Genomic DNA, 15054 nt, shown 5'->3' on the forward strand with positions numbered 1-15054 from the left:
TATGATCGCACGCTACCTGCCCGCCGTGGTTCTTGCCCCGGTTCTGGCAGTTGTCGCCGCACCGGCAGTACAGGCGCATGAAGTGTGGATCGAGCGCGATGGCGCCGGGCCGGCGCGCATCTATCTCGGCGAACCGGCAGAGCCGCTGCCCGCTGGCGGCGATCCCGAATTCGACCATCTCAAGGCACCCAAGCTGGTGCCCGCCTCCAATGCCGCGCAAGTCCGCAAGGCGGGCTACATCGAAGTCGCGGTTCCGCCGGGTGACGTGCGCGCGCATGACGACACGGTGTTCGCGCCTTGGGGAGAGGACGGCAAGAAGGAAGGCGTTGCCTACTTCGCCCGCGCCGGCCGCAGCGATGCCCGTGCGGTGATGCCTTTCGAGATCGCCCCCGTCGCGGCGGGCAGCGACCGTTTCGTGCTGACGCGCGATGGTAAGCCCATGGTCGATGCGGCGGTTACGGTAATCACGCCGGAAAAATGGTCGAAGTCGTTCAAGACCGATGCCCAGGGCGGGTTCACCCTGCCCTCGCGCGAGAAGGGGCGCTACATCCTTTCAGCTTCGCACAAGGACGAAGCAGGGGCGGAAACCAGCCTTGGCAAAGTCGCAGTCCTGCACCGGATCGCCACAACGACGTTCGTGGTGGACTGATCGGGAACGGCAGGTTGAAAAGGCCGGCCCCCGTCAGGCGGCCGCGTCTTTCAACTTGCCGCCTTTGCCCTTGTTCAAAGTGTAGTCCGGCAGGCCGTCCAATGCCTGCCGCAGCGCCTCACCCCAACTGGCCGAGATCGACTGGTAATAGGGATCGTTCCCTTCGATTCGCCGTTGGTGCAGCGGTGTGAAGTTGTCCGTTTCCAGCACCAGCAGATCCAGCGGCATGCCGACCGAAAGATTGGCCTTCACGGTCGAATCGAACGACACGCAGAGCAGCTTGATCGCCGCCTCGAAGCTCATGTCGCGGTCGTAGCCGCGAATCAGGATCGGGCGGCCGTACTTGGTCTCCCCGATCTGGAAGAACGGCGTGTCGAAGCTGGCTTCGATGAAGTTGCCTTCGGGGTAGATCAGGAACAAGCGCGGCTCCATGCCCTTGATCTGGCCGGCCACGATCATCGTCGCGCTGAAAGTGCCGGATGCCGCCGTCTGGCCGTTGTCGGCCGCGCGTTCCTCGATCACGTCCTGCAGCAGGTTGCCGACGATGGTGGCCACCTGAAACATCGTGGGGGCTTCCAGCAGCGAATTGTGCCGCTCCGCCGGGGCCTTGTTGCGTTCCTCAAGCTGGCTGATCACCGCCTGCGTGGTGGCAAGGTTGCCCGCCGTCATCACCGAGATCACGCGTTCGCCGGGGATCTGCCAATGATACATCTTCCGGAAGGTCGAAATGTTGTCGACCCCGGAATTGGTGCGGGTGTCGCTCATCAACACGAGCCCGCGGTCCAGCATCATGCCCACGCAATAGGTCATGGAATTCTACGCCCCGATCAATTCACGTCCCCGCACGTCCTGTCCTTGGCGGGGAGCGCCCTAGTCTCTTTTCGTCGCGGCGCCGGCCCTCTCCCCCACCCGGCCACCCGACGATAGTACCCTAAGGGTGGTCGGGTGGCGGAGCAGGCCGGTGCCGCAAAATTCGCGTGCCGCGAATTTCCAACCAAGCCTTAGCCGCTTTGCTGCTGCCCGGTGGAGGACTGCTGCTGTTGCTGTTGACCTAGCACTTTCTCTCCCACCGACAAACGCACTTCAAGGCGGCTATCCCCACCTCCCGCAGCGATTCCGGTTACAGGTGCGGCCTCACCATAATCGCAACCGCTGGCCACGCGAATATACCGTTCGTCCGGCGACATGCCGTTGGACACGTCGAATCCCACCCAGCCGAGGCCGGGCACGTGCGCCTCTGCCCAGCCGTGGCCGGCTTCCTGCTCCTCCCGGTCGTTCATCTTCAGGTAGCCGCCGATATAGCGCATCGGGATATCGAGCAGCCGCCCGGCCGAAATGAACGTATGGGCATGGTCCTGGCACACGCCCTTACCCGCCGCCAAGGCCTCTTCCGCCGTGGTCTTCGCATCGGTGGCACCGGGTCGGTACTCGATCCGATCTGCCACCTTTCGCGACAGGGCGTGAAGAAACTCCAGCGGATCGCGCCGGTCGGCATCCACATCCTCGACCAGCGCGCGCACACGGGCTCCGGCCTTGGTCAGGCGCGTGGGGCGCAGGAACGTCCAGAGCGGCATCAGCCCGGTGTGGCTTCCGGTGATGCCGCTGTTGTCGATGGTGCGCACGGTGCCCCGGCACGCCACGACCACGATGTCCGCCCCCGGCTCGATCGAAACGAGCGCGGTGTGGCTGTGGTGATGATCGTCGTATTCCGCCTCTGCGCTGGCGCCGGTCAGATCCATCGTCCAGTCGATCACGTCCTGCCCGTGCGTGCTCTTCGGCCGCAGTTTCAACCGCTGGAGACCATGCGTGACCGGCGCGTCGAAAGTGTAGCGAGTGGTGTGAGTCACGGTCAGCAGCACGGGGAGGTAGTCCCTTTCTACTCGATGAAACGGTAATCGGCGGCGATGGCATTGCCGAGGCGGTTGGTCTTGCCGACGAAGTCCTGCAGGAATTCGTGCAGGCCGGTCTCGAAGATATGTTCGATCGTCGTCTGGTTCAGCGCCGCGCTCGTCTCGCGCATCAGTTCGTGCGCGGAGGTTTCCTCGCCATATTCCTTGGCGAGCCCGGCCAGATTGCTGCGCAGCTTTTCATAGCAGAACACCAGACTGCGCGGAAACTGCCCGTCCAGGATCAGGAAGCGGGCAATGCCGCGGGGGTCCATGGCGCCGGCATTGAGCCACGAATAGGCGCGGTTGCCAGCCACCGAACGCAGCAGGGTATCCCACTGCACGTTGTCCAGGCTGGAACCCACCCACGCCACCGAGGGCAGCAGCACGTAGTACTTCACGTCCAGAATGCGCGCGGTGCTGTCCGCCCGTTCGATGAAAGTGCCGATGCGCGCGAAGTTAAACACCTCGTTGCGCAGCATCGTGCCTTCCAGCGCGCCGCGCACCAAAGTCCCCTGCCGGCGGATCGCCGTGAGCACTTCGCCTAGGTTCGATTCGCGCACCGGGCGCGAAAGCAGTTCGGAAAGGATCATCCACCCTTCGTTGGTGGCTTCCCATACCGAGTTGGTCAGGCTGGTGCGGACCATGCGCGCGTTCGTCCGCGCATTCTCGATCATGCGCAGGACGGAGGCGGGATTGTCCTTCTCGCGCAGCAGATAGTTGAACACTTGCGGCCCGCCGAAGTCCGAATGGCGCGCGGCATAGTCGTCCACTTGCCCCGTGGTGGTGAGGACAGATTTCCACTCCTCCTCCTGCGCATGCTTGTCGCTGCGCGTGAGCGCGAGGTGGAAACCCACGTCGATCAGCCGCGCGGTATTCTCGGCCCGCTCAAGGTAGCGGCTCATCCAGTAAACGCCGTTGGCAGCACGTCCGAGCATTATTCGTCCAGTACCCAGGTATCCTTGGTGCCGCCGCCCTGCGACGAATTGACCACCAGCGAGCCCTTTTTCAGCGCCACGCGAGTGAGCCCGCCCGGCGTGATGTCGATCCCGTCGGGAGAGACCAAGACATAGGGCCGCAAGTCCACATGGCGCGGTGAGAGGCCGGCCTTGGTGAAGATCGGCACGGTGGAAAGCGACAGCGTGGGCTGCGCGATGTAGTTATGCGGCTTGGCGCGCAGCTTGCCCTCGAACGCGGCCAGTTCCTTCTTCGAGGAGGTAGGCCCGATCAGCATGCCGTAGCCGCCCGAGCCGTGCACTTCCTTGACGACCAGATCGGCCAGATTGTCCAGCACGTAGGCCAGCGCCTTCGGCTCCGAACAGCGCCAGGTCGGCACATTGGGCAGGATCGGCTTCTCGCCGGTGTAGAACTCCACGATTTCCGGCATGTAGCTGTAGATCGCCTTGTCGTCGGCGATGCCGGTGCCCGGCGCATTGGCGATGGTGATGCCGCCAGACCGGTAGACGTCCATGATCCCGGCGACGCCCAGCACCGAATCGGGATGGAAGGTCAGCGGATCGAGGTATTCGTCGTCCACCCGGCGGTAGATCACGTCGATCGCTTTGTAGCCAGTGGTGGTGCGCATGGCGACGCGGCCGTCGACCACCCGAAGATCGCTGCCCTCCACCAGTTCCGCCCCCATCTGGTCGGCCAGGAAGGCGTGTTCGAAATAGGCCGAATTGTAGATACCGGGGGTCAGCACCGCCACCGTGGGCCGGCCCGATCCCTTGAAGGCAGGCGGCGCGCAGGCGCGCAAGCTGCGGGCCAGCCGGCGCGGATAGTCGGAGACGGGACGCACCGGAACCTTGGTGAACAATTCCGGGAACATCGCCATCATCGTCTCGCGGTTCTCCAGCATGTAGGAGACGCCGGACGGGGTGCGGGCATTGTCCTCCAGCACCATGAACTCTTCGGGCCCGGTGCGGACGAGGTCGATGCCGACGATGTGGGTATAGACGCCGCCGGGCGGGGTCATGCCGATCATCTGCGGCAGGAACGCCACATTGTCGCGCAGCGCCTCCATCGGCAGCCGGCCGGAGCGGACGATTTCCTGGCGGTGGTACAAGTCCTGCAGAAAGGCGTTGAGCGCCCGTACCCGCTGTTCGATGCCGCGCGTCAGCTTGCGCCACTCGCGCGCGGTGATGATGCGGGGGATCAGGTCGAACGGGATCAGCCGTTCCTCGGCCGCTTCGTCACCATAGACGTTGAAGGTGATGCCGATGCGGCGGAAGAAGCGTTCGGCCTCTACCTGCTGGCGGTTGAACCAGGCCTTGTCCTGCGAATCGTACCACTGGCTGAGTTCGTCATAGGCGGGTCTTACAGACCCGTCCGCATTGAGCATTTCATCGAAGTTCGTTTTGCCCGCAGCCGACATTGTGACTCCCTGTTGACCAAGTGATGCAACAAGGATTCGCACTTGCCAAGCGGTTACGCTGCAAGTGCGAAGAAAAATTTTTACCTTAAGATCGCCTACGGAGAACTATTCGGTCGCCCTGGCGGGGCGTCCGGCAATTTCACCCCAGCAGCCCACGTGCCGTCAGATCGGCACGCAGGGTTTCGGCATCGCGAAAATGATGCACCTGCCAGCCGAGCGCGGCGGCGCCGGCGATATTGTCGGCATTGTCGTCGATGAACAGCATCGCGCGCGGATCGTGGCCGAAGCGGCGGGCAGCGAGATCGTAGATTTCGCGGTGCGGCTTCACCAGCTTCTCGTCGCCGGAAACGACGACATCGCCGAACAGGTCGAACAGCGGTTCGCTTTCGCGATACTCGCGCCAGAAGGTGCTGGCGAAGTTGGTGATGGCATAGAGCGGCACATCGCGCGCAGCCAGTTCGCGCACGATCTCGTGGCTGCCGGGCACATTGCCGGGAATCGTTTCGAGGAAGCGCGTGGCATAGGCGTCGATCAGATCGTCGTGCCCGGGAAACTCGGCCTTGCGGGCGGCAACCAGTTCGCCAAGGTCGGCCCCGGCATCATGCGCGAAATGCCATTCTTCGGAGACGACATTGGCGCAAAACCAGTCGAGCTTTTCGGGATCGTCGATCAGCCTGGCGAACAGCGCGCCGCGCATGTCCCATTGCACCAGCACGCGGCCGACATCGAAGACGACAGCCTCTACAGGCACTTCACTCTGCATGTTCACGCATGCTCCGGACATGACAAGACCCCCGCCTGTGGCGGGGGTCCAATGTCGTCGCGATGACCGCTTGCCTCATACCCCGCCGTTACAGCGGGGACGGGCAAGACGAATCAGCCCTGGCGAGCCTTGAAGCGACGGTTGGTTTTGTTGATCACGTAAGTGCGGCCGCGACGACGGATCACGCGGTTGTCCCGGTGGCGACCCTTGAGCGACTTCAGGCTGTTCACAATCTTCATGGTTCGTCTCGTCTTGGTGGTTCGGCGGTTGTTCCAACAGCAACTGGGCCGCCGCCAGAAATTTGAAGTGGCGCCGTTAGTGGCAGTGGCTTGCAAAGTCAAGCGTGAGCGCCCATTCCTTCTGCTCGAACTTGCTCCGGTCAGGCGCGGTTTTCCGTCGATCGGCTCCGTTCATCGCGGGGCAATCGCGACGAGCCGATAGCGCAATACCGGGTGCGACCCAACCGATTCTTTCGGACACAAGAACACCGATGCACACGCTAAAAGCCGCGATTCTCGCCTCTGGCATGGCTCTCACCCTTTCCGCCCTTGGCGCAGCGTCCTCCGTTCAGGCCCAACCCGGTTGGGGTTCGCGCTGGGGCGGCGGATACGGTTCCGGCTGGGGCGGCGGCTGGAACGATCCGCTGATGGGCGGCCCCACATCTTCGCCCTATCGCACCAACACCAAGGACCCGCGCGAGGGCCGAGTCGAAGTGAGCCGATTCGTGGCGCAAGGGCCCGAGGCCGGCGAACTGGGCCACGGCGCCGTCAACGTCACGTCCGAATCGGGCGATGGCCCGTGGGTCGCCGGCCCCGAACGCGCCCGCTACGAAGCGGCGATCATCGATGCCCTCGTCGGCGCCGGCTACGACACCCAGGCCAAGGCCGATAACGGCGGGCAAGACGTCGAACTCAAGATCACCCGCCAGGTCCTCACCCCCGCCGAAGAAAAGCGCAACCCGGTCAGCGGCACGGCGGCAATGGGCGTCAGCAATCGCGGATCGGCCTATGGCCTTGCCGTCAATGTGGACCTTTCCAAGCCGCGCAGCGCGCTTGTCAGCACCCGCCTCGACACGCGCATCGTCGACAAGGCGAGCGGCAAGGTCCTGTGGGAAGGCTATGCCACGATCGCCACGCGGGAGGGCGACAACAACTGGCCGGACGACCGCATCGCCGGAAAACTGGCCAGCGCCCTCTTCGACGGCTTCCCCAAGGCCGATCCCGTAGGCGGCTCCGCCGGCTGAAGAGTCTGCTTGGAAATGCCCCCGCGCGGGCATTTCCACGCGATACCGGCCCAGATTCCCCTTTTTCGGGATTTCCAGACGTAGCCCGCGTCTGGTTCTGACGGCCAACAAGGGTTATCGTCCAACCCCTTAGCCCCCGGAGAGCCCAGATGACCCGCAGCGCCCGCCCTTTCGTCGCCATGATGCTCCTTGCAGGCGCGCTCGCGCTTGGCGGATGTGCCGCGCAAGTCGGTCCGGTGGAAGTCACGCGCTTTACCGCACCGGATGCGCCGGCGCTGAACGGCGGGCTCATCCGCGTGGACGCCGGCCCCGGACAGGACGCGTCCAGCCTTGAATTCCGCGCCTATGCCGCCGCCGTCGGGCAAGAGCTGGCCCGCGTCGGCTTCCGGCAGGCGCTTCCGGGCGAGACGGTTTCCGATACCAAAGTGGCCGTGCTGACGGTGGAGCGCCGCACGCTTCAGGCCGGAAATCAGGGCAGCCCCATTTCGGTGGGCGGCCTTGGCACTGCCGGCAGTTACGGTTCGGGCGTGGGCCTTGGCATCGGCATCAACTTGTCCGGCCGTCCCGCCGATCAGGTTGAAACCCGGATGCAGGTCATGATTCGCGATCGTCCCGGCGGCCGCACCTTGTGGGAAGGCCGCGCCGCCTTCACCGTCAGTTCCAAGTCACCGATGGCGCAGACCTCGCTGGGCTCCGCAAAAATGGCCGAAGCGCTGTTCAAGGGCTTTCCGGGCCAGTCCGGCGAAACTATTCTTGTGAAATGACCACCCTCCACATCACCTCCGCCTTCGATTCCGGTAACATCGAAGTCCTCTCCACCGAAGGGCTCACCGCCCGCCTCGCGATCCGGCACGACAAGGATTCCGAATTCCTGCAGTGGTTCCACTTCCGCGTCAGCGGGGCCGGCATTGCCGGGCAGGAACTGGTGCTGAAGATCACCGGGCTCAACGGTTCGGCCTATCCCGGCGGCTGGCCGAACTATAACGCGCGCGTTTCGGAAGACCGCCAGTACTGGGCGCAGGCCGAAAGCACTTGGGACGCCGCCGAGGACAACGGCACGCTGACCATCCGCTACATGCCCGAAAGCGATCTGGCGTGGTTCGCCTACTTCGCGCCCTATTCGATGGAGCGCCACCACGACCTGATCGCCGATCTGGCGACCACCGAAGGCGTCACTTATCGCAGCCTCGGCCAGACGCTGGACGGGCAGGCGCTCGATTGCCTGGAAATGGGCGACGGCGACACGCAAGTCTGGCTCTATGCCCGCCAGCATCCGGGCGAATCGATGGCCGAATGGTGGATGGAAGGCGCGCTGGAAGTCTTGGCCGATCCCGCCGATTCGACCGGCCGCGAACTGCGCAAGCGCTGCCGCTTCCACGTGGTACCCAACATGAACCCGGACGGTTCGGTGCGCGGCCACTTGCGCACCAATGCCGTGGGCGTGAACCTCAACCGCGAATGGGAAACCCCGACGGCGGAAAAATCGCCCGAAGTTCTCGCCGTGCGCGGTGCCATGGATGAGACTGGCGTGGACTTCGCCATGGACGTCCATGGCGACGAGGCGATCCCGGCGGTGTTCATGGCCGGCTTCCAGGGTATCCCCTCGATCAAGGCCGAGCAGCAGGCGGGTTATGACCGCTTCAGCGAAATCCTCGACCGCCGCACGCCCGATTTCCAGCGCAAGCTGGGCTATGCCGTCGCCGCGCCGGGCCGCGCGAACCTGACGATGTCCACCAACCAGCTGGCAGAGCGCTTCGGCGCGGTGTCGATGACCTTGGAAATGCCGTTCAAGGACCACGACGATGCCGCCGACCCGGCGCAGGCGTGGAGCCCGGAACGCTCCGCCCAGCTCGGCGCCGACTGCATGGGTGCGCTGCTGGAATGGCTGATCGAGCGCGAAGCGAAGTAAGAGATTGGCGGCGGCGGGAATGGCGATCCATTTTCGGCTGCCTGCATCTCTCGGCGCACGATTAGCGCCTCCCGTATCCCTATTCACTTCGTCGCCCCCGCGTATGCGGGGGCCCCGCTTTTTTTTCGTTCACACGGACACGCGGAGACAAAGAACAAGCGGGATCCCCGCCTTCGCGGGGATGACGGGGATTGGGTGGTGAAGGATTTGAGGCGTCGTCAGCCCGCGCTCAAATCCCTGCCCTCAAATGCCTGCCCACTGGCGTAAAGCCTCGCGCACGGCGAGGTTCTCGTCCTGAGACCAGCGCGGCGTCAGCGCTGACGCCGGCACCAGTCCTAGCACGCTCTGCAGCATCACCCAGCCGGAAGCCCAATCGCCGCGCGTGTCGTCGCAGACCGGCGACGCGCCCCAATCCTTGGCCAGGCGGATCACCGAGCGTTGCTGCGCCACCGTCGCGTCCAGATCGCTCACCACGAAGGAGGTGAAGGGCAGCGGCTGCCTTGGACAGGCGCCGAAGCGCGAGAGGCGCGGATCGGCGCCGGGAAGGTCCATGTTCGGCGGATTGACGGCAATCGCGCCCAGCACCGGGTTTTCCGGGCCCACGCCTTCGAATTCCACCCACCAGGCCAAAGCCAGTGCGGCAATGTCGTCGGTGACGATCACCACCGGCCGATCGGCGCGGCGGATCGCCAGGTTCAGCTTGTTGACCCAGGTGTTGCGATGCGGTTCGTCCCACATGCCCAGTTCCAGCACGCGGCAATGCTCGCTCCACTGCGCCCAGCGCTTCATCCAGTGGCCATCGCGAAGCGGGCCGCCGGGAACCAGAAGGATCAGGGGAAGATGGTCCTGCTCATGCGGATAGCGGTAGTGCGTCATGGAGGTGCTCCAACAGGGTTGGGAAACCGCCGGTCGACTCTGTCTACGTCCCGACTGCGCACACCATAACTCAACCAATTCGGTTGACAATAAGATTCCGACGAAACGACGCCTTGCCGCGCCGCTTTGCGCGGCGGACATCAGCGTCGTTTCGCGATTTCTCGGAATTACAGGAGGTTGGCTGGCCCGAACGCGTGGGGCAGCAATTCGGACAGCCGCATCTCGATCACGCCGTCCTTGCCGTCGCACCAGACCAGCGGGTCGGTGCCGCCAAGCTGGGCGATCTCGTTCAGCACCTGACGGCAGCGGCCGCAGGGGCTGACGACGTCGCCCTCGCCCGGCGCGCCCGGCGCGCCGCCGGTCACAGCGACGGCTTCCAGCTTACCGTAATCACCGGAAGACAGGATCGAGGCCACCGCCACCGTTTCCGCGCAGAGCGACAGGCCGTAGCTGGCATTCTCGACATTGGCGCCGGTGACGACCGAGCCATCGGCCATCAGCAGCGCGGCGCCGACGTGGAACTTCGAATAAGGGGCATAGGCGCGGCCGGCGGCCTCGCGCGCGGTGGCGAGCAGCGCGTCGCGCTGTTCCGGGGTGAAAGCTGTGGTCATGGCTGCACCACTACCCAGCGCAGCCCCCCTTGCGCAATCTCGTTGGCAGCGGACTGGTTCGCCGTCCACATCGTCCAGGGCCGCCCGGCATAATCGGGCAGCAACCGGTCGCCGATCAGCCAGAGCTTGCGATCGAACTTGGCGGCGATGTGGTAGCGCGTCTGGAAGGCCGGGCTGATCTTCAGCAGCACTTCCTTGCCGGTGTGCGTCTCGATCTGGTTGATGAAGGTCATCAGCTCGCTCTCGACCTTCGCGTCGGAAACCGGCGTGGCGCAGTCATCGGCCAGCATGTCCAGATCGATGGCGGGCGGCAGCAGGCGCGAATCGCGCGGAACCGTGGTCACGAAATTGGCCGACTGCGCCTGCGCGGGCTGGCAGGGATCGTAGCGGTGGACCGCCCCCACTTGCACGCCTGCGGCGCGCGCTTCCCCGAAATTGCTGACGAAGCGCGGATCGCGTGCGAAGGCACTGGCGCTGGCGTCGACATAGGCGAAGTCCACGCCGATCGCCTTCAGCGATTTCCAGTCGAACTGGCCGTCCGCTGCGCCCACTTCCACGCCCTGTACCGGGAAAGTCGTTCGGGAAGGCTGCCAGTGGCGCATCGTCCACCAGCCCCAGGCACCGGCGATCAGTGCGATCAGCAGCAGCGCGGCCAGCGCCTGCCGCCCCCAGCGCCACAGCAAACGTTTGCGCGAAACCGCGCCCGATGCAGTCCCCGCTGCAGTCCTTGCCATCGTGAAGCCCCCTTCAGCCCCGGATATGCAGGACGCAGATCAGCGTGAAAAGCCTGCGCGCCGTCGGAAAGTCGGTTTCGACCTTGCCATCGAGCCTTTCGAGCAGAAGTTCCGCCGCATTGTTGTGGATAGCGCGGCGGGCCATGTCGATCGTCTCGATCTCCTGCGTCGAGGCTTTGCGAATCGCCTGATAGTAGCTTTCGCAGATTGCGAAGTATTCGCGGACCGGACGGCGAAAACGGGCAAGGCCCAGCACCATCGTCTCGATCGGATCGCCGCCGTCCGCCGCGATATCGAGCGAGAGGCGCCCGTCGCGCACCGAAAGACGCAGGCGATAAGGCCCCGCGTGCCCTGCTTCGAAGGCGCGCATGGGCTTGAAGACATTGTCTTCGATGAGATCGAATATCGCGATGCGCCGTTCCTGCTCGATATCGGCGTTGCGCCACAGGATGGTCGCCTCGTCGAGTTCGATATGCGAGATTCGCGGATCGGCCATGATCGGAAGGCCTTTACGCGGTTGCGGCATAAGCGGGCAACCCCGTGCGATAAGAAGAGTCTTTGTTTGGTACGCCTTCGACATCCGTCGAAGGCTTGCGGCACCAGCCCACTCCCCCACCCGACCTCCCAGATTCTACCCCGTAGGGGAGGTCGGGTGGGGGAGTGGGCTGGTGCCGCGGAGAGGTCAGGAACATTTCTATCCACTGGCCATCAACAGGCTGTGGATAGAAATGGTCCACACGCGCGCTTGCTGGCACCCGGTCTCTTGGGGCATTGTCGAATCCCTCATGTCAGAAGAAGCCGTCATCACCCGCGAGCCCGCGGCCCAAGCCCGTAGTCTGCCCTCGAACGTCGAGGCGGAGGCCGCGTTCCTTGGCGCTGTGCTGATCGACAACCGTGTGATCGAGGAGCTTCCCACCCAGCTCTCGCCCACGCACTTCTTCGAACCCGTCCACGCCCGCATCTATGAGCGCATTCTCCAGCTGCTCGATCGCAAGGCCGTGGTCACCCCGGTTACCCTGCGCCCCTATTTCGAGGCCGATGAACAGCTTAAGGCGCTGGGCGGCGTGTCCTACCTCGCCCGCCTGACCGCGGACGGTCAGGGCCTGCTGGCGCCGCGCGAACTGGCGGACCAGATCTACGACCTCGCCCTGCTGCGCGAACTGATCTCGGTGGGCCGCAATCTCGTGGCCGAGGCCATGGACACCTCCGAATCGGTGGAGCCGATGGAGCAGGTGGAACGCGCCGAAGCCGCGCTCTACAAAGTGGCCGAAGGCGCCTCCACCGCGAACGAGGCCAAGAGCTTCGCCGCCGCCACCCGCACCGCGATCGGCGCCATCGAAAAGGCGTTCAATTCGGGCGGCCACATCTCGGGCAAGACCACCGGCCTCAACTCGGTGAACAACAAGATCGGTGGCCTTCACGATTCCGACTTGATCATCCTTGCCGGCCGTCCGGGCATGGGCAAGACCTCACTCGTCACCAACATCGCCTTCAACGCATCCGACCGGCTCCAGCGCGATCTGGCCGACGGCATCCCGGTCGAAAAATCGGTGGGTGCGGCAACCGCGTTCTTCAGCCTCGAAATGAGCGCCGACCAGCTGGCCACGCGTATCCTTGCCGAGCAGTCGGGCATCAGTTCCGAAGCGCTGCGCATGGGCAAGATCAGCCGCGAGGACTTCCAGCAGCTGTCTTTCGCGTCGCAGCGTCTGGCCGAACTGCCGCTGTTCATCGACGATACCCCCGGCCTCACCATCGCCGGCCTGCGCACCCGCGCCCGCCGCCTGAAGCGCCGCCACAACATCGGCCTCGTCATCATCGACTACCTGCAGCTGCTGCAGGGCTCGGGCCGCGCTACCGACAACCGCGTGAACGAAATTTCCGAAATTTCGCGTGGTCTGAAGACGCTGGCCAAGGAACTGCACGTTCCAGTGATCGCGCTCTCGCAGCTGTCCCGTGCGGTGGAATCGCGCGAAGACAAGCGGCCGATGCTGTCCGACCTTCGCGAATCGGGCTCTATCGAGCAGGACGCGGACATGGTCTGGTTCGTGTTCCGCGAAGACTATTACGTGAAGGCGACCGAGCCGAAGTTCCCCAGCGACACCGATACCCCAGACGTGCGCGACAAGTGGGAATCGTGGCGCGCGAAGATGGAAGAAGTGACCGGCCTTTCGGAACTCATCATCGCCAAGCAGCGTCACGGCGCCACCGGCAAGGTCCGCATGCGCTTCGAAGCGCGGATCACGAAGTTCTCGGATCTGGCCGACGACGATATGCGCGCAGCGTTCGAGAGCGACTAAGCGCCCGTCTCGGATGCAGATACCACCTCTCCAAACACCTTCGTCGCCCCCGCGTAGGCGGGGGCCCCGCTTTCTTGCGGCGCCGATCACGGTGGCGGTCAGGAAGGTAGCGGGATCCCCGCCTTCGCGGGGATGACGAAGTTATTGTGGCGGGGCCTTTGGAGATAGGGCGATTTAGCCTGCTAACGCCGCATGCCGCGTCGGGGCCGACTTACGCCCCCGACAACATGGGCTCCACCATCACCGCCCTGCCCCGCATCATCAGCGTATAGCTGCCCAGCGCCACCGCCACGCCGACGAACCACGCATAAGTATAGATCGCGGAGAATACCGGCCCGGCCTCCCCGAACACGCCCGGTGCGGCGACCGAGAGGAAGCCCGGCACGTTGGGCACGATGCCCAGCCCCAGCGCGATCAGCGCGCGTGGGTTCCAGCCCTTGCGATAGGCATAGGGGCCATGCTCGCGGTAGAGCCCGTCCACATCCAGCCGTGCGTCGCGCAGCAGCCAGTAGTCGGCGATCAGGATGCCGGTGATCGGGCCCAGCAGCGCGCCGTAGCCGGTCAGCCAGGTGAAGATGTAGCCTTGCGTGCTCGCCATGATCTTCCACGGCATCATGACGAGGCCGATGGTCGCGGTGATCAGCGCGCCCGTGCGATAGCTGATCTTCGACGGTTTCAGTGAGGCGAAGTCGAAGGCCGAACAGACCAGATTGGCGGCGATGTTGCAGGATACCGTGTCCACCGCGATCACGATCAGCCCCAGCAGCACGAACGGCCCGTGCAGCGTGCCGGCCAGTTCCACCGGATCCCAGATCGCCCGGCCATGGACGACCACGGTGGCGGAGGTGGTGATGACGCTCAGCAGCGCGATCAGCCCCATCGTCGGCGGCAGGCCCAGCGCCTGCCCCAGCATCTGGTCGCGCTGGCTTTTGGCGAAGCGGGTGAAGTCGGCGATGTTGAGCGCCAGCGTGCCCCAAAAGCCGACCATCGCCGTCAGCGCGGGCAGCCAGACCGCCCAGAACTGCCCCTCCCGCGCGCCGCCCGGCCCGAAGGCCGAAGGGGCGGAGAAGATCGGGCCGACACCGCCGGCAGCGTCCAGCGCCCACCAGACGAGGCCGATGCAGGCGATAAGCTTGGCCGGCGCGGTCCAGGTCTCCAGCTTGCGGATCGTCGTCAGCCCCTTGCGCACGAAGAACAGTTGCACGCCCCAGAAAACCAGGAAGGCCAGCAATTGCCCAAGGCCGATGCCGACGAACGGCAGCGGCGTGCCGCGCAAGTCCGCGCCCAGGAAGATGCCGAGCAGCGTCAGCAGTGCCTCGCCGCCGATCCATGTCTGGATGCCGTACCAGCCGCAAGCGACCAGCGCGCGGGCCATGGCGGGCAGGCGGGCGCCCACCGTGCCGAACGAAGCGCGCGCCAGGACCGCGAAAGGCACGCCGTAGCGCGCGCCCGAATGGCCGATCAGCAGCATCGGCACCAGGATGATCAGGTTGCCCAGCAGCACCGTGCCGATCGCCTGCACGGCCGACATGCCCTGATCGATCAGCCCGGCACAGAGCATCCAGCTGGGCACCGCGACGACCATGCCCACCCACAGCGCCGCGAAGTGCCACCAGCGCCAGTTGCGCTGCGCCGCGCTCGTCGGCGCGAGGTCCGCGTTCCAGAGCGTGCCTTCAGCTTCAACCATGCGCGTCCCCCGATGCGTGAAGGGA

At 64.8% G+C, this 15054-nt stretch carries 16 protein-coding genes; 5 read left to right on the forward strand and 11 right to left on the reverse strand.

All coding sequences use genetic code 11. The annotated features are described in order from the left end of the window. The first annotated feature begins 1 nt into the window (after window position 1). Complete coding sequence (locus tag ACZ1JC_RS26930; protein ID WP_465137248.1) at window positions 2–649, forward strand: DUF4198 domain-containing protein; 648 nt, start codon at window positions 2–4, stop codon at window positions 647–649. Window positions 650–682: 33 nt separating this feature from the next. Here ACZ1JC_RS26930 and ACZ1JC_RS26935 read toward each other — a convergent pair whose 3' ends face one another. From ACZ1JC_RS26935 to ykgO, 6 genes are all read right to left on the reverse strand, one after another. Further along, window positions 683–1459, reverse strand: coding sequence for a proteasome-type protease (locus ACZ1JC_RS26935; protein ID WP_465137247.1), 777 nt, complete (start codon window positions 1457–1459; stop codon window positions 683–685). A gap of 191 nt (window positions 1460–1650) precedes the next feature. Further along, window positions 1651–2508, reverse strand: coding sequence for a transglutaminase family protein (locus ACZ1JC_RS26940; RefSeq protein WP_465137246.1), 858 nt, complete (start codon window positions 2506–2508; stop codon window positions 1651–1653). Window positions 2509–2525: 17 nt separating this feature from the next. After that, entirely contained in the window at window positions 2526–3473 is a 948-nt protein-coding gene (locus ACZ1JC_RS26945; RefSeq protein WP_465137245.1) for an alpha-E domain-containing protein, read from the reverse strand. Next, complete coding sequence (locus ACZ1JC_RS26950) at window positions 3473–4909, reverse strand: circularly permuted type 2 ATP-grasp protein (protein ID WP_465137244.1); 1437 nt, start codon at window positions 4907–4909, stop codon at window positions 3473–3475. Before ACZ1JC_RS26950 ends, ACZ1JC_RS26945 begins: the two co-directional genes overlap by 1 nt. Before the next feature lie 139 nt (window positions 4910–5048). Continuing rightward, a complete protein-coding gene (locus ACZ1JC_RS26955) occupies window positions 5049–5693 on the reverse strand; it encodes an HAD family hydrolase (RefSeq protein WP_465137243.1) in 645 nt (214 codons plus the stop codon). A 92-nt stretch (window positions 5694–5785) separates the two neighbouring features. Beyond that, window positions 5786–5911: a type B 50S ribosomal protein L36 gene (gene ykgO, locus ACZ1JC_RS26960; protein ID WP_029724010.1), complete on the reverse strand. Its 126-nt coding sequence runs from the start codon at window positions 5909–5911 to the stop codon at window positions 5786–5788. A gap of 251 nt (window positions 5912–6162) precedes the next feature. On the opposite strand from ykgO, the gene ACZ1JC_RS26965 reads away from it, so the two are divergent. From ACZ1JC_RS26965 to ACZ1JC_RS26975, 3 genes are all read left to right on the forward strand, one after another. Next, on the forward strand, window positions 6163–6915 hold the full coding sequence (locus ACZ1JC_RS26965; protein ID WP_465137242.1) for a DUF4136 domain-containing protein: 753 nt from the start codon (window positions 6163–6165) through the stop codon (window positions 6913–6915). A gap of 149 nt (window positions 6916–7064) precedes the next feature. Beyond that, complete coding sequence (locus ACZ1JC_RS26970; RefSeq protein WP_465137241.1) at window positions 7065–7679, forward strand: DUF4136 domain-containing protein; 615 nt, start codon at window positions 7065–7067, stop codon at window positions 7677–7679. After that, a complete protein-coding gene (locus ACZ1JC_RS26975; protein WP_465137240.1) occupies window positions 7676–8824 on the forward strand; it encodes a M14 family metallopeptidase in 1149 nt (382 codons plus the stop codon). The genes ACZ1JC_RS26970 and ACZ1JC_RS26975 overlap by 4 nt, the downstream gene beginning before the upstream one ends. Window positions 8825–9067: 243 nt before the next feature. On the opposite strand, the gene ACZ1JC_RS26980 is transcribed toward ACZ1JC_RS26975, so the two are convergent. The 4 genes from ACZ1JC_RS26980 to ACZ1JC_RS26995 all read right to left on the reverse strand — a co-directional run bounded on the left by ACZ1JC_RS26980 (window position 9068) and on the right by ACZ1JC_RS26995 (window position 11541). After that, on the reverse strand, window positions 9068–9700 hold the full coding sequence (locus ACZ1JC_RS26980; protein WP_395330614.1) for an RBBP9/YdeN family alpha/beta hydrolase: 633 nt from the start codon (window positions 9698–9700) through the stop codon (window positions 9068–9070). 167 nt (window positions 9701–9867) lie between these two features. Next, a complete protein-coding gene (locus ACZ1JC_RS26985) occupies window positions 9868–10311 on the reverse strand; it encodes a cytidine deaminase (protein WP_465137239.1) in 444 nt (147 codons plus the stop codon). Further along, the gene (locus ACZ1JC_RS26990; RefSeq protein ID WP_465137238.1) at window positions 10308–11045 is read right to left on the reverse strand and encodes a glycoside hydrolase family 25 protein; all 738 of its coding nucleotides are present in this window, start codon (window positions 11043–11045) and stop codon (window positions 10308–10310) included. The genes ACZ1JC_RS26985 and ACZ1JC_RS26990 overlap by 4 nt, the downstream gene beginning before the upstream one ends. 13 nt (window positions 11046–11058) lie before the next feature. Next, window positions 11059–11541, reverse strand: coding sequence for a UPF0262 family protein (locus ACZ1JC_RS26995; RefSeq protein ID WP_465137237.1), 483 nt, complete (start codon window positions 11539–11541; stop codon window positions 11059–11061). Window positions 11542–11830: 289 nt separating this feature from the next. Here ACZ1JC_RS26995 and ACZ1JC_RS27000 point away from each other — a divergent pair, with 289 nt between their 5' ends. Beyond that, window positions 11831–13342, forward strand: a complete 1512-nt coding sequence (locus tag ACZ1JC_RS27000; RefSeq protein WP_465137236.1) for a replicative DNA helicase — start codon at window positions 11831–11833, stop codon at window positions 13340–13342. A gap of 211 nt (window positions 13343–13553) precedes the next feature. On the opposite strand, the gene ACZ1JC_RS27005 is transcribed toward ACZ1JC_RS27000, so the two are convergent. Next, window positions 13554–15029: an NCS1 family nucleobase:cation symporter-1 gene (locus ACZ1JC_RS27005; RefSeq protein WP_465137235.1), complete on the reverse strand. Its 1476-nt coding sequence runs from the start codon at window positions 15027–15029 to the stop codon at window positions 13554–13556. Window positions 15030–15054: the final 25 nt, after the last annotated feature.

It is taken from the genome of Sphingomonas sp. BL-S-28 (genome assembly GCF_055521515.1).

Bases quoted from the DNA above. Each gene is read 5' to 3' on its own strand.
- ACZ1JC_RS26995 (WP_465137237.1), bottom strand. From the start codon at position 11,541: ATGGCCGATCCGCGAATCTCGCATATCGAACTCGACGAGGCGACCATC.
- ACZ1JC_RS26935 (WP_465137247.1), bottom strand. From the start codon at position 1,459: ATGACCTATTGCGTGGGCATGATGCTGGACCGCGGGCTCGTGTTGATG.
- ACZ1JC_RS27005 (WP_465137235.1), bottom strand. From the start codon at position 15,029: ATGGTTGAAGCTGAAGGCACGCTCTGGAACGCGGACCTCGCGCCGACG.
- ACZ1JC_RS27000 (WP_465137236.1), top strand. From the start codon at position 11,831: ATGTCAGAAGAAGCCGTCATCACCCGCGAGCCCGCGGCCCAAGCCCGT.
- ACZ1JC_RS26990 (WP_465137238.1), bottom strand. From the start codon at position 11,045: ATGGCAAGGACTGCAGCGGGGACTGCATCGGGCGCGGTTTCGCGCAAA.
- ykgO (WP_029724010.1), bottom strand. From the start codon at position 5,911: ATGAAGATTGTGAACAGCCTGAAGTCGCTCAAGGGTCGCCACCGGGAC.
- ACZ1JC_RS26945 (WP_465137245.1), bottom strand. From the start codon at position 3,473: ATGCTCGGACGTGCTGCCAACGGCGTTTACTGGATGAGCCGCTACCTT.
- ACZ1JC_RS26950 (WP_465137244.1), bottom strand. From the start codon at position 4,909: ATGTCGGCTGCGGGCAAAACGAACTTCGATGAAATGCTCAATGCGGAC.
- ACZ1JC_RS26930 (WP_465137248.1), top strand. From the start codon at position 2: ATGATCGCACGCTACCTGCCCGCCGTGGTTCTTGCCCCGGTTCTGGCA.
- ACZ1JC_RS26965 (WP_465137242.1), top strand. From the start codon at position 6,163: ATGCACACGCTAAAAGCCGCGATTCTCGCCTCTGGCATGGCTCTCACC.
- ACZ1JC_RS26970 (WP_465137241.1), top strand. From the start codon at position 7,065: ATGACCCGCAGCGCCCGCCCTTTCGTCGCCATGATGCTCCTTGCAGGC.
- ACZ1JC_RS26975 (WP_465137240.1), top strand. From the start codon at position 7,676: ATGACCACCCTCCACATCACCTCCGCCTTCGATTCCGGTAACATCGAA.
- ACZ1JC_RS26955 (WP_465137243.1), bottom strand. From the start codon at position 5,693: ATGTCCGGAGCATGCGTGAACATGCAGAGTGAAGTGCCTGTAGAGGCT.
- ACZ1JC_RS26985 (WP_465137239.1), bottom strand. From the start codon at position 10,311: ATGACCACAGCTTTCACCCCGGAACAGCGCGACGCGCTGCTCGCCACC.
- ACZ1JC_RS26980 (WP_395330614.1), bottom strand. From the start codon at position 9,700: ATGACGCACTACCGCTATCCGCATGAGCAGGACCATCTTCCCCTGATC.